A 12,542-nucleotide genomic window follows, 5' to 3' on the forward strand; every position below is an offset into this window, starting at 1 on the left:
GTTCGCGCCGCATTACCGGCTGACTTCATTCTCCAGCATCGCGATCAGTCGCTCGGCCATCTCGGTGCCAGCGCGCGTAAGATTTTTGGGCTTGCGATAAAGCAGCCAGGTGATGATGAGCTGGTTGACGCCACCGATCAGCACCGCCACCGTTTCATAAGGGCTGCGTTCCGGCGAGACCCAGCCTTCCGCGACGCCCTCTTTCACCAGGAACAGGATCACGCGGGTAAAATCGTCGATGCTGTGGCGCAGTTCGGTGTCACTTACGAAGACGCTGGGCCAGATCTCCAGATAGAGCAGTCGCGCCCATTCGGCATGTTCGCGGGCATAATCCGCCGACATCACCAGATAGAGGAGCAGCCGCTCGCGCGCCGAAGTGCGGCTGGCCGCATTGGCATGATAGCTTTCAAAAAATTCGGCAAGGTGGGACAATGGCACGTCATAAGCCAGATCCTCCTTGCTCTTGTAATATTCGTAGAGGGTGGAGGTGGAGATGCCGGCCTCCGCTGCGATGTCGGCGATCCGCGAGCGGGAAATGCCGTCACGCGCGAACACCCGGAGCGCTGCGTGCAGTATCTGTTGCTCAGTGCGTTTGGCGCGGTCCTGCTTGCGCTCCGTTGCCCGCTTGGGACGGTGGGAAATTTCCTGCAACAGACTGTCCCACGCGCTCGCGGTGTCCGATGCGATCTGCTCCGAATCGCTCACCACCTCTTTTGTCGCCACGAAGGCCTCCAGGTCCATGTGGCGCCCGGCCTGCGAGCGCCACCCAAATACATGCTTCTGTAACACTCTACTGCCTCGGCTTGTCCTCCTCTGCAACCCCAAAGCCAGACATGTGCGGGAAAAGGCTGGCGGAGAACAAAGGAAGTGTGCCGCAAAAACGGCGGAAAGCGGGCGTTTGCGGATGTCTGCTCGCGAGCGCGCTGCAATTATCCGATAAATCGTCGATTTTACAATTGACGCCAAGCGGAGCTGGATGTAGCTAGATTGGCACAAGAAAAGAGATTGCTGGGCCGGATGGCGCCGGATCAAGGAGAGGTAGATGGGTCATTTTCCCACGATTTCCGTATGCCTATCCAGGATTACAGGTCAGTTGCCACTTGTTTCTGCCCGGTGGGAGAATGGGAATGGTTGACGTTGCCGCAGCGGCTGAGGCTCTGATCCAGGCCTATAATGCCAAGGATTTCGATGCGATGGAGCGCATGATCGCGTCCGATCTCGATTTCGCGCATTTCAACCGGGCGTTCGTGATGGATAGTCGCGATGCATTACTCGACGTGCTGCGCGACTTTGCCGGCAGCTATGTGCCGGACCGCCATTTCGAAGCCCCCGAACGAGTCACGGTCGCAGGCGACATTGTGGTTCGCGAGGCCTGGTATGTCGGCACGGCAAGCGTCGACCTTCCTGGCTTCGGTGCGGCGGGCGAAGCCTTTCGATTGAAATTCTGCAGCGTGATGCGGTTCGATGCGAACGGCATATTGGTTGAGTGGAAAGATCATGGCTGAGGCTGTGCCTCATCCATAAGAAAATATTTCGCAGAAGAGGTGAGTGATGCAGGTTGGGATGTTCCAGACGCCGTTCGTGCGCCCAGAGCGCACGCCGCGGCAGGTGTTCGAATGGGCGCTGCGTCAGGCGGTGCATGCGGACAAGATCGGCTTCAGCGAATATTGGGTCGGGGAGCATGGCACGCTGAATTGGGAAGGCATTCCCAGCCCCGAACTGGTGATTGCTGCTGCTGCGCTGCAAACCAGCCAGATCAAGTTCGGGCCGCTGGCGCATCTCCTGCCCTATCATCATCCGGCGACACTCGCGATCCAGACCGCATGGCTCAGCCAGATTTTGGAAGGGCGCTACATGCTGGGCGTGGCCACCGGCGCCTATCCGACCGACGCGGCCGTGCGCGGCATCAAGGATATGTCGGGCAACCACGCCATGATGCTCGAAGCGATCGACATCATGGAGCGGGTATGGAAGGGCGAACCATTCCATTTCGAAGGCCAGTTTTGGAATGCCGGCTTCCCGGAAGCCAATCCCAATAAGCCGCTGCGCGACGTGCGCCCCTGGGGGGGCACGATGCAGATGGCGATGACCGGCCTCAGCGCGCCATCTCCGTCGATCGGCTTTGCCGGCACGCACGGCTTTTTGCCTGCATCGGTTTATGCCGGCAATCCGTTCTTGCGCAGCCATTTCGAAACCTATCGCGAAAAGATGAAGGAAGCTGGGCGAGAATCCGACCGGTCGGCTCATCGTGTCGTACGCGATGTGATCGTCGCCGATACCGACGAGGAGGCGCGCAAGCTCGCCACGGAGGGCGGGATCGGCCTTGCGTGGAAGGAATATATCAAGCCGACCTATGAGCGTTTCGGCGTTCTAAAGGGCCTACTGCACGACCCCTCGGTCGATCCTGCGGACGTAGATGCGGCCTATCTGGCCGAGCATGTCTGGATTGTGGGATCAGTTGAAACCGTGCGGCAGAAGATGGAAGCCTGGTTCGGCGAACTGGGCGGGCCCTTCGGCACGTTGCTGGTCTATAGCCACGATTATATCGATAATCCCGAACCCTGGGAGCGTTCGATGGAACTGCTCGTGAAGGAGGTCGCGCCGAAACTCTCGGACGCCAAGCAGACGATAACGGCCTGAGCCATGGGCAGGCTCGCCGGCAAGGTCGCCATCATCACGGGCGCGGCGCAGGGGATGGGCGAGGCGCATGCGCGGCTGTTCGTGCGGGAGGGCGCAAAGGTCGTCCTCACCGATGTGAATGAAGCGGGCGGGACGGCGCTGGCCACGGAATTGGGAGATGCGGCGCTCTTCCTACGCCACGATGTCGCCAGTGCGCAGGACTGGACCCATGTCGTTGCCGCTGCGGAAAGTCGCTTCGGTCCGGTCACGGTGCTGGTCAACAATGCGGGTATCATCGGCGCGGTGAAAGGCCTTCTGGATTTCGAAGAGGCCGAGTTTCTACAGGTCTGCGCCGTCAACCAATTGAGCGTTTTCCTGGGCATGAAAGCGGTGGTTCCGGGAATGATCGAGGCAGGGGGCGGGTCGATCGTCAACATTTCCTCGATTGCCGGCATGCTGGGTACGAAGGAATCATCGAACGCCGCCTATTGTGCCAGCAAATTTGCAGTGCGCGGCATGAGCAAGCTGATCGCGGCCCAGTTCGGCCATGCCGGCATCCGGGTCAATTCGGTGCATCCGGGCTATATTTTGACGCCGATGATGATCGCCGCGACCGACGAGAACGGCGGCGGCGCTGCGGCCGCTATCCCGCTCGGTCGCCTGGCCCAGCCCTCGGAAGTGTCCAACGTCGTTCTTTTCCTGGCATCGGACGAAGCCAGTTTCGTGTCGGGGGCCGAACATGTGGTCGACGGCGCAATGATCGCCGGTTGACGGCGCAACAAGCATAAGGCCCGCCAAGCGGCCTGAACAACGGATCTCGCATAAGCGTAGACGGGAGGTGAGGATATCATGAACAGAACAATATTTGCGACCGGAGTTTCCGTGTTGGCTCTAATGGGCACCGCCGGTCCGGCTTTGGCCCAGACAGCCTCAGCCGCAGCGGACGCGCCAGCCGCCAACAGCGCCGACATCATCGTCACGGCCAACAAGCGCGAGCAGTCGGTGAACAGCGTCGGCCTCACCATCACTGCGGCGTCCTCTGAGGAATTGTTGAACCGGGGGATATCCGGGCCGGCAGACCTTGCGAAGCTCGTTCCCGGCTTTACCTTCACCCAGTCGATCTATTCGACGCCGGTCTTCACCCTGCGCGGCATCGGCCTTTATGATGCAACCTTCGGCGCGGCGCCCTCCGTGTCGGTCTATACCGACCAAATCCCGCGCAACGTGCCGGTGATGTCGGATGGCCTCGACCTCGATATCGAGCGGGTCGAAGTGCTCAAGGGCCCCCAAGGCACGTTGTTCGGGCAAAGCTCCACCGGCGGCGCCATCAACTATATCGTCGGCAAACCGACCGATGACTTCGCGGCCGGGTTCGACGCCTCTTATGAACGGTTCAACCGAGCCGAGCTGTCCGGTTTCGTCAGCGGTCCGCTGGCCGATGGCGTGCGCGCCCGTCTGGCGCTCAAGGGCGTTTCGGGTGGCGCGTGGCAGCACAGCCTGTCGCGGCCGAACGATGAAAATGGCGACCAGCGGAAGTTCATGGGTCGGTTCACCCTGGACATCCAGCCGACCGAGAGCCTGAAGATCGAACTGATGGCGACCGGGTCGCGCGACCGGTCCGATCCGTTGGCTCCGCAATATGCAGGAACGACGCTCAACCTCTATCCGGACCAGGCCGCCGCCGATGCGTCGGGCAACCCCTATGCGCGGGTCGACGCCCAGCGCTATGCGGACCTCACGACGCCAACGTCGCCGGGCTATGACGCGTCTTTCGTCGGCCGCCAATCCGTTGTTGTCGGTCGGCTGAACGGTGCCGACCCTGTCAAGGCCGCCGGTGCGAACGCCGTCCTGGGTACGCCCATCAGCAGCAACGCCCGCGATGCCGAATGGACGGAGGGCCTTCTGGGACGATCGCGCAACAGCTATTACCAGCTAGCCGGGCGCGCGGACCTCGATCTCAGCGACACGCTCAAGCTGACCTATCTCGCCGCTTTGGCAAAACAGAAGCTTGATTATAATCAGGATCTCGACGGCACGACCGCCCAAGTCGCCGACGTGCCGCTGTTCGGCGATGTCCGATCGTTCAACCAGGAACTCCGTTTGGCGCTGGACACTGACAGGTTCAACGGCATCATCGGCGCAAGCTACGACAATCTGCGGACGTCGCAGAATAATTTCTTTTATCTGGGGGATTATTCCGCGAATGCTGACCTCATTTCGGTCACGTTCAACGAGTTCGACTCACGGATGCGCAGCTATGGTCTGTTCGCGAACGGAGAGTTCAAGGTGACGCCGCAACTAACGGTGCAGGGCGGTATCCGCTATACGAAGAACAAGCAGGAGGCGACCTACTGCTACAGCGATCCGACCGGCACCGGCGCGGCCGTGCTGTTCGGTTCCGCGCTCAACAGCGTGCCGATCACGATTGCAGCGGGCCAATGCTTCCCGACGACCGGCGATCTTCTGCTGGGCACCGCGGCATCGACGCTCACGCCGGTTAACCAGAAGCTGACGGAGGATAACGTCTCCTTCCGTGTCGGCGCCAACTACAAGTTCGACGGTGGCACGCTGATCTACGCGACCGTTAGCCAGGGTTATAAGGCGGGCATTTTCTCGGCGATCGGGGCGTCGCGCGCGAACCAATATAGCCCGGCGACGCAGGAAAAGGTCATCGCCTATGAAGGCGGTTTCAAGGCGCCGTTCGCCAATGGGGCGCTGCAATTCAACGGTGCTGCCTTCTACTACGATTATTCCGACAAGCAGGTGCGTGGCCGCGTGCAGGACGTCGTTTTCGGCTTGCTGGAAAAGATGCTGAACGTACCCAAATCCTATGTCTTCGGTCTGGAGGGCGAACTGGTTGCACGGCCGGCGCAAGGCCTGCGCATCAGCGCTGGCGCCACCTACCTCAAGAGCAAGGTCAAGTCTGACTATTCCGCGACGGCCGACGGCTTCGCCGTCTATAACGCGGCTGGCTATACCGGCAATTTCAAGGGGTCGGAACTGCCCTATACGCCCAAATTCAGCGCCAATATCGACGCGCAATATAGCGTGCCGGTATCGGACAATCTGGAAGCATTTCTGGGCGGCGGGCTCACCTATCAGAGCAAGCAGAACACGACCTTCCACAATGACGGACTGCCGGCCGATGATTTCTATATCAAGGGCTATGCCTTGCTCGACGTACGGGCGGGGGTGAGCAGCAGCGATGGGCGGTGGCGTGCGAGTATCTATGGCCGCAACATCACGAACAAATCCTATGTGACCGCCATTTCGACCTATCTTGACACGCTTATTCGCTACCGGGGCAAGCCGACTGTCTATGGTCTTTCCCTTTCGTACAAATATTGAACTCTCCCGCTGGGCGCGGTGGCCGATCCGGTCGCCGCGCCCTTCTTTACCGGAAGGTGCCGATGAACGGACATGATTTTCCTGATGCGCTGAAACAGCTGCTCGACGAGTTTTCGCGGTCGGGAATAAGAGAATTGCATATCCGCAAGCCGGATTTCGAACTCTATCTATCGACTGAGGCGTCGGCCGCGCGTCCGCAGGCTGCAACGCCTGTCGCCGCGCCGGTATCGGCCCCGCCTGCTCAATCTGCGCCCGCTGCCAAGCCGGCATCGGCGCCTCTCACACCCGCATCCTCCCTGCCGGCCGACGCCGTCATCATCAAGGCGCCGAACCTTGGCACCTTCTACCGCGCGCCCAAGCCCGGCGCGGCCAACTATGTCGAGGTCGGATCGCAAGTGCAGGTCGGCGACGAACTGTGTCTGATCGAGGTGATGAAGCTCTTTACCGCCGTGCGCGCCAGCGCGTCGGGCACGGTCCACGCCGTCCTGGTCGAGGATGGCGCAATGGTCGAAGGTGGCCAACCCCTGTTTGCGCTGGTGAGGGACTGATGCCGATCAAACGACTTTTCGTGGCGAACCGGGGCGAAATCGCCCTTCGCATCGTTCGCGCAGCGCAGGCGCTTAATATCGAGACGGTGGTGGCCGTATCGGACGCCGACCGCGACAGCGCGGCCGCGCGGCTGGCCGACCGCTCGATCGTGCTGGGGCCTGCCGCAGCGGCCAAATCCTATCTCGATCCGCGCCTGATCGTCCATGCGGCCAAGGAAAGCGGTTGCGACGGCCTGCATCCGGGCTATGGCTTCCTGTCGGAACGTGCGATCCTGCCGCGTCTGTGCGCACAGCATGGCATCGCCTTCGTCGGGCCGGAGCCTGATGTCATAGACGCGCTGGGCGATAAATTGCGCGCACGGGCGATGGCAGGAGCGGCGGGTGTGCCGTTGGTGCCGGGCAGCGAGTGCGTTGCCTCCTCCGCCGACGCGCGGCGGGAGGGTGACCGGATCGGCTATCCCGTCTTGCTCAAGGCCTCTGCGGGTGGCGGCGGGCGCGGCATGGTGATCGCCAATAATGGCGACGAGGCGGAGGCCGGCTTCCATAAGGCGAGCGCCGAGGCGGTCGCCGCCTTTGGTGACGGCACCTTGTTCATGGAACGCTTCGTGCCGGAGGCGCGCCATGTCGAAGTCCAGTTGATGGGCGACGGAAATGGCCAGGTGCTGCATTTTGGAGAACGTGATTGCTCGGTCCAGCGTCGTTACCAGAAGCTGATCGAAGAGGCGCCCTGCGCCGCCATGCCCGACCATCTGCGCCGACAACTGCATGAATCCGCCGTCGCACTGGCCGCCAGCGTGAAATATCGCAACGCCGGCACCGCCGAATTCCTGTTCGACGTCCAGCGGCAGGAATTCTACTTCATCGAGGTCAACGCCCGCATCCAGGTCGAACATCCGGTATCCGAAGCGATCACCGGTTTCGATCTAGTGCAGGAACAGATCCGTATCGCCGGCGGCGCTGGACTGTCTGTCAGCCAGCAGGATGTAGAGATTAACGGTCACGCCATCGAATGCCGCATCAATGCTGAAGATGCAGCGCGCGACTTCATGCCAAGCCCCGGTCGCATCACCCGCTGGGAGCCGCCCCAGGGTCCCGGTATCCGGCTGGACAGCCATATGTCGGCTGGCGCCATGATCCCACCTTTCTACGACAGCATGGTAGGAAAATTGATCGTCCATGGCAGCGACCGGGCGGATGCGATTGCGCGGTTGGCCGACGCGATCGACAATTTCGTGGTGGAAGGCGTGCCGACGACGCTGCCGCTGCACCGCGCGATCATCGCCCATCCCGATTTCGTCGAGAACCGTATCCACACACGCTGGCTCGAACAGGTTCTCCTCCCAGACTATGGAAAGAAGGCGGCATGACGGAAAACAATGCTGCGATCGCGGCAATCGATGATGCCCGCGCGTTGCTCGACACATTGCTGACCAGCGGCTGGCAGCAACTGCATGTCGCGTCCGGCGACACGGAGATTTTCCTGGCGCGCAAGGACGGCGGGATCAATCCGATGCGGGTCGTTGCGCAGCGGCCAGCCCCCGCGATTGCCGCGCCCGCGGCGCAGGTCGGTCCGGAAACCGCAGTGCCCGCCCCCCATGTCGCCACGCTGGAACATGCTCTGGCCGTCGGTACGCATGTAACTGCCGGGCAGACCGTGGCAACCGTGCGGGTGCTGGACGAGAGGGAGGACGTGGCCGCGCCGGTTTCCGGTATGATCGTCCGCGTGGATGCGGAGCCGGGTGCGCTGCTGGAATATGGCGTGACATTGCTGTCGATCGCGGTGGCTGCATGATGGGTGCGGCAATTGAAAAAGTCGCGGTTTGTGGCGCTGGGGCGATGGGATCTGGCATCGCACAGGTTGCGGCGCAGGCCGGCGCATCGGTCCTGATCTTCGATGTCAACGCCCAGGCGCTGGAAACGAGCCGAACCCGCATATTGGCGGATCTCGACAAGCTCGCCGCACGCGGCAAGCTGTCGGAGGATGAGGCGCGCGCGATCGGCGAGCGGATGCAATGGGTTTCGGCGCTCGATGCGCTTGCTGACCGCGAACTGGTGATCGAGGCGATTATCGAGGATGCGGGCATCAAGGGCGAGTTGTTCGAGCGGATCGAGGCGATCATATCGCCGGACGCGCTTATCGCCACCAACACATCGTCGCTGCCGATATCCCGCCTGGCGCAGGGCTTGAAGCAGCCGGAGCGGTTCGTCGGGATGCATTTCTTCAATCCGGCGACGGTGATGAAACTGGTCGAGGTGATTTCCGGCGCAGCGACCGACCCAGCGGTGGCCAAGCGGATCAAGGCGGCGGCGGAAAGCTGGGGCAAGGTTGCGATTCCCGTCGCGGACGTCCCCGGTTTCATCGTCAACCGCGTCGCGCGGCCCTTCTATGGCGAGGCCTTCACCGCGTTGAATGAAGGCGCGGCGGATGCGTCCGCCATCGACGCCCTGTTCCGCGCAGCGGGCTTTCGCATGGGGCCGCTGGAACTGACTGATCTGATCGGCCAGGACGTCAATTTCGCGGTCGCCCGCTCGGTCTTCGATTCCTATTTCGGCCGCGCCCGCTTCGTGCCGCAACTGCGCCAGGCGGCGCTCGTCGATGCTGGCTGGTTCGGGCGAAAGACGGGCAGGGGCGTCTATGACTATCGCGACGGCGCGATCAAGCCTGTCGATCCGCAAGCGGCGGACGCACCCGTCACAGACGTGCAGCGGCAAGCGGTAGCGGTGCTGACGGATGCAGCGCCTGGCACCTTCTTGCGTTGTGGCGCGCTTTTCGTGGGCATGACCCGGGGCCTGACCGCGCGCCAGGAAAGTCGCATATTGGGCGCGCCGGTCATCCTGTTCGACTGGTCCCCGGCCGACGCCACCGGCCCGATCGGTTTTACCCTGTCTGAAGAAAGCGCACATCCAGACGCACTTGGTCTGCTGGCCGCGCAATCACGCGCGGGCGTTGAAATTGCTGACCGGCCGGGCATGATCGTCGCGCGCACGCTGGCGCAGCTCGCTAACGCCGCCGCCGACGCCGTGCTCGAACAAGTGGCGGACGAGCAGGGTATCGACGCGGCGCTTCGTTACGGCGCCAACTATCCCTATGGCCCCTTCGCCTGGGCCGACCGCTACGGACGGGGCGCGCTTGTCAGCCTGCTCGACAACATTGCGGACGGCACTGGCGAGACCCTGTACCGGCCATCCCATTATCTGAGGAACGGCGCATGAGCGACATGCAGGATATTTTGCTGGTCGAGGAGGTCGGCGCCCACGGGCTGCTGTTGCGCCTCAACAGGCCGGAGAAGCGCAACGCGCTGGCGACCGACCTGCTCGGGCGGGTTGCAGACGCGCTGGACGCCGCCGCCGCTGATCCAGCCATCCGTGCGGCCGTCATCACCGGCGCAGACCGTTTCTTTGCCGCCGGGGCGGACATCAAGGAATTGGCGTCGCGCGACACGGGCGGCGCACTGGCCGATCCCCGCCCGGCAATCTGGGCGCGCATCCGCAGCTTTGCCAAACCGTTGATCGCGGCGGTCGAGGGCTGGTCGCTGGGTGCCGGGAACGAACTCGTCATGTGCTGCGACCTGGTCGTGGCTGGCGAGAGCGCGAAATTCGGCCAGCCCGAAACCAACCTGGGTATCATTCCGGGCGCGGGCGGCACGGCTGTTCTACCACGACTGGTAGGCCGCAGCCGGGCGATGCGTATGGTTCTGCTCGGCGATCCCCTGTCCGCCGCTGAAGCGTTGCAGGCGGGTCTTATTGCCGAGGTGGTCGAGGATGGTCAGGCGCTACCCGTCGCGCTGGAGCTAGCGACCCGCATAGCCGACCGCGCGCCGCTGGCGATGCAGCAGGGCAAAGCCATGGTCCGCGCGACCTTCGAAACGCATCAGTCCGCGCATCTGCTGCTGGAGCGCCAGGCCTTTTCCGCGCTGTTCGGCACCGCCGACAAGCGCGAAGGCACCACCGCCTTCTTCGAGAAGCGCAACCCGCAATGGACCGGCGCATGAACCATCTGTCCCTGATCGACTCCGCGTCTGTCGCACCGCTGCCCGACATTTCGCGCGATGGCATCGCCGCCCTCTTCGAGCTGCCCTTCCTGGACCTTGTGGCGCAGGCCCATGCCGTGCATCTGCGCCACCATCCTCGCAACGCCGTGCAACTGTCCACTTTGCTGTCCATCAAGACCGGCGGCTGCGCGGAGGATTGCGGCTATTGCAGCCAGTCCGCCTTCGCCAAGAGCGGGGTCAAGGCGGAAAAGCTGATCGATGCTGACACGGTGGTAGCCGCCGCGCAGGAAGCGAAGGCCGCGGGGTCCGGTCGTTTCTGCATGGGTGCGGCCTGGCGCGAGCCTAAGGCGCGCGACATGCCCGCGCTGCTCGACATGGTCCGGCGGGTGAAGGAACTGGGCCTGGAAACCTGCATGACACTGGGTATGCTTAGCAGCGAGCAGGCCGACGCCTTGGCGGAGGCAGGACTTGATTATTACAACCATAATATCGACACCAGCCCCGAACACTATGCCAACGTCATCACCACCCGCAGCTTTCAGGACCGGCTCGATACGCTCGACCATGTGCGGCGGTCGGGCATGGCGGTGTGCTGCGGCGGCATCCTTGGGATGGGCGAAACGCGGGAGGACCGCATCGGCTTCCTCCATGCCCTCGCCACCTTGCCCGAACCGCCCGACAGCGTCCCGCTGAACGCGCTGGTTCCGATTTCCGGCACCGTGCTGGGCGACATGCTGGCCGACACGCCACTGGCGCGGATCGACGAGATCGAATTTATACGCACCGTCGCGGCGGCGCGGATCACCATGCCGCACAGCGTCGTCCGCCTTTCGGCCGGCCGCGAAAGCATGAGCGAGGCAGGGCAGGCGCTCTGCTTCATGGCTGGCGCCAATTCGATCTTCACCGGCGACCGTCTGCTGACCACGGGCAATAATGGAGGTGATGCCGACGCGGCATTATTTGCCAAGCTCGGTCTGGGGCCATCAATCTAAGGTGAGATGACATTGCGCACCCGCGTCACGGATCTGCTTGGCATCCGCTATCCGATCGTGCAGGGCGGGATGCAGAATGTCGGCTATGCCCAATTGGCAGCGGCCGTCTCCAATGCTGGCGGTCTAGGGGTGATAACCGCCTTGACCTTCGCCGATCCGGGCGCTCTGGCGCGGGAGATTGCCGCGTGTAGGGCGCTGACGCGCGCGCCCTTCGGCGTTAACATCTCCGTATTTCCGACGATGCGTCCGCCGGACTATGACGCCATCGTGGACGCGATCGCCGACGGCGGCGTGGGCATCGTTGAAACCGCCGGCACGCCAGAGGTGCGGGCGGTGTGGGATCTGCTCTTCGCCCGCGGCATACGGGTCATCCACAAATGCACCTCAGTCCGCCATGCTGTGTCGTCGGAACGCTATGGCGTCCATGCCGTGTCGATCGACGGCTTCGAATGCGCAGGGCATCCGGGCGAGGATGATGTGCCGGGCCTGGTTCTGATCCCCGCCGCTGTCGATCGCCTTTCCGTGCCGGTGCTGGCAAGCGGCGGAATTGCAGATGGTCGCGGTCTGGCGGCGGCGCTGGCGCTCGGCGCCGACGGAGTGACCATGGGCACGCGCTTCTGCGCGACGCGCGAGGCGCCGATCCACGACAATGTGAAACAGGCCTATATCGACAAGGATGAACGGGAAACCGACATCCTCTTTCGGCCGTTCCGCAATTCCGCCCGAGTCGGCCGCAACGCCATCTCGACCGAAGTGCTGCGCCGAACCTCTCAGCCGAATGCGGTCTTTGCCGAGGTGGCGGAACTGGTGAGCGGGCAGCGCGGCAAGGCGCTGCTGCAATCGGGTGAGATCGACAGCGGCGTTTATTGGGCCAGCATGGCGCAGGGGTTGATTCACGACATACCCAGTTGCGGCGACCTGATCGACCGCATGGTCGTCGATGCACGCGCGATCGTCGCGGAGCGCCTGGCAGCCATGGTCAGCGACTGACGAGCGCGTCTTAGCGCGCCCGAGCGATCAGCACCACGCATTTGCCGACATGT

General features: G+C 62.9%; 12 protein-coding genes. 11 read left to right on the forward strand and 1 reads right to left on the reverse strand.

The genetic code is table 11. From position 1 onward, the window contains the following. Positions 1–12 precede the first annotated feature (12 nt). On the reverse strand, positions 13–723 hold the full coding sequence (locus tag C100_RS35900; RefSeq protein WP_052028281.1) for a TetR/AcrR family transcriptional regulator: 711 nt from the start codon (positions 721–723) through the stop codon (positions 13–15). A 404-nt stretch (positions 724–1,127) separates the two neighbouring features. Between C100_RS35900 and C100_RS35905 the strand changes: the two genes are divergently transcribed. The 11 genes from C100_RS35905 (at position 1,128) to C100_RS35955 (ending at position 12,489) form a co-directional block, all read left to right on the forward strand. Then, positions 1,128–1,505 (forward strand): nuclear transport factor 2 family protein, encoded by a 378-nt coding sequence (locus C100_RS35905; protein ID WP_024019897.1) that lies wholly within the window; start codon positions 1,128–1,130, stop codon positions 1,503–1,505. A 46-nt stretch (positions 1,506–1,551) separates the two neighbouring features. Beyond that, entirely contained in the window at positions 1,552–2,640 is a 1,089-nt protein-coding gene (locus C100_RS35910) for an LLM class flavin-dependent oxidoreductase (protein ID WP_024019898.1), read from the forward strand. A gap of 3 nt (positions 2,641–2,643) precedes the next feature. Further along, positions 2,644–3,390: a glucose 1-dehydrogenase gene (locus C100_RS35915; protein ID WP_024019899.1), complete on the forward strand. Its 747-nt coding sequence runs from the start codon at positions 2,644–2,646 to the stop codon at positions 3,388–3,390. A 111-nt stretch (positions 3,391–3,501) separates the two neighbouring features. Then, positions 3,502–5,967: a TonB-dependent receptor gene (locus tag C100_RS35920; RefSeq protein WP_084625384.1), complete on the forward strand. Its 2,466-nt coding sequence runs from the start codon at positions 3,502–3,504 to the stop codon at positions 5,965–5,967. Between the two features lie 62 nt (positions 5,968–6,029). Continuing rightward, positions 6,030–6,515, forward strand: a complete 486-nt coding sequence (accB, locus tag C100_RS35925) for an acetyl-CoA carboxylase biotin carboxyl carrier protein (RefSeq protein ID WP_024019901.1) — start codon at positions 6,030–6,032, stop codon at positions 6,513–6,515. Beyond that, positions 6,515–7,882, forward strand: coding sequence for an acetyl-CoA carboxylase biotin carboxylase subunit (locus C100_RS35930; RefSeq protein ID WP_024019902.1), 1,368 nt, complete (start codon positions 6,515–6,517; stop codon positions 7,880–7,882). Before accB ends, C100_RS35930 begins: the two co-directional genes overlap by 1 nt. Then, positions 7,879–8,307 (forward strand): biotin/lipoyl-containing protein, encoded by a 429-nt coding sequence (locus C100_RS47515; RefSeq protein WP_024019903.1) that lies wholly within the window; start codon positions 7,879–7,881, stop codon positions 8,305–8,307. The genes C100_RS35930 and C100_RS47515 overlap by 4 nt, the downstream gene beginning before the upstream one ends. After that, positions 8,307–9,728 carry a 3-hydroxyacyl-CoA dehydrogenase NAD-binding domain-containing protein gene (locus C100_RS35940; protein ID WP_031309443.1) on the forward strand — a complete coding sequence of 474 codons (1,422 nt, stop codon included), beginning with the start codon at positions 8,307–8,309 and terminating at the stop codon, positions 9,726–9,728. Before C100_RS47515 ends, C100_RS35940 begins: the two co-directional genes overlap by 1 nt. Then, on the forward strand, positions 9,725–10,507 hold the full coding sequence (locus tag C100_RS35945) for an enoyl-CoA hydratase-related protein (RefSeq protein WP_024019905.1): 783 nt from the start codon (positions 9,725–9,727) through the stop codon (positions 10,505–10,507). The genes C100_RS35940 and C100_RS35945 overlap by 4 nt, the downstream gene beginning before the upstream one ends. Beyond that, positions 10,504–11,499, forward strand: a complete 996-nt coding sequence (gene bioB / locus C100_RS35950) for a biotin synthase BioB (protein ID WP_235219065.1) — start codon at positions 10,504–10,506, stop codon at positions 11,497–11,499. The genes C100_RS35945 and bioB overlap by 4 nt, the downstream gene beginning before the upstream one ends. Before the next feature lie 6 nt (positions 11,500–11,505). Beyond that, positions 11,506–12,489 carry an NAD(P)H-dependent flavin oxidoreductase gene (locus C100_RS35955; protein ID WP_024019907.1) on the forward strand — a complete coding sequence of 328 codons (984 nt, stop codon included), beginning with the start codon at positions 11,506–11,508 and terminating at the stop codon, positions 12,487–12,489. The last annotated feature ends 53 nt before the right edge of the window (positions 12,490–12,542 follow it).

The organism is Sphingobium sp. C100 (genome assembly GCF_000508185.1).
Lineage (GTDB): Bacteria > Pseudomonadota > Alphaproteobacteria > Sphingomonadales > Sphingomonadaceae > Sphingobium.

Coding starts and splice junctions, on each gene's coding strand:
- C100_RS35905 (WP_024019897.1), top strand. CDS start 1,128: ATGGTTGACGTTGCCGCAGCGGCTGAGGCTCTGATCCAGGCCTATAAT.
- C100_RS35910 (WP_024019898.1), top strand. CDS start 1,552: ATGCAGGTTGGGATGTTCCAGACGCCGTTCGTGCGCCCAGAGCGCACG.
- C100_RS35915 (WP_024019899.1), top strand. CDS start 2,644: ATGGGCAGGCTCGCCGGCAAGGTCGCCATCATCACGGGCGCGGCGCAG.
- accB (WP_024019901.1), top strand. CDS start 6,030: ATGAACGGACATGATTTTCCTGATGCGCTGAAACAGCTGCTCGACGAG.
- C100_RS35930 (WP_024019902.1), top strand. CDS start 6,515: ATGCCGATCAAACGACTTTTCGTGGCGAACCGGGGCGAAATCGCCCTT.
- C100_RS47515 (WP_024019903.1), top strand. CDS start 7,879: ATGACGGAAAACAATGCTGCGATCGCGGCAATCGATGATGCCCGCGCG.
- C100_RS35940 (WP_031309443.1), top strand. CDS start 8,307: ATGGGTGCGGCAATTGAAAAAGTCGCGGTTTGTGGCGCTGGGGCGATG.
- C100_RS35945 (WP_024019905.1), top strand. CDS start 9,725: ATGAGCGACATGCAGGATATTTTGCTGGTCGAGGAGGTCGGCGCCCAC.
- bioB (WP_235219065.1), top strand. CDS start 10,504: ATGAACCATCTGTCCCTGATCGACTCCGCGTCTGTCGCACCGCTGCCC.
- C100_RS35955 (WP_024019907.1), top strand. CDS start 11,506: ATGACATTGCGCACCCGCGTCACGGATCTGCTTGGCATCCGCTATCCG.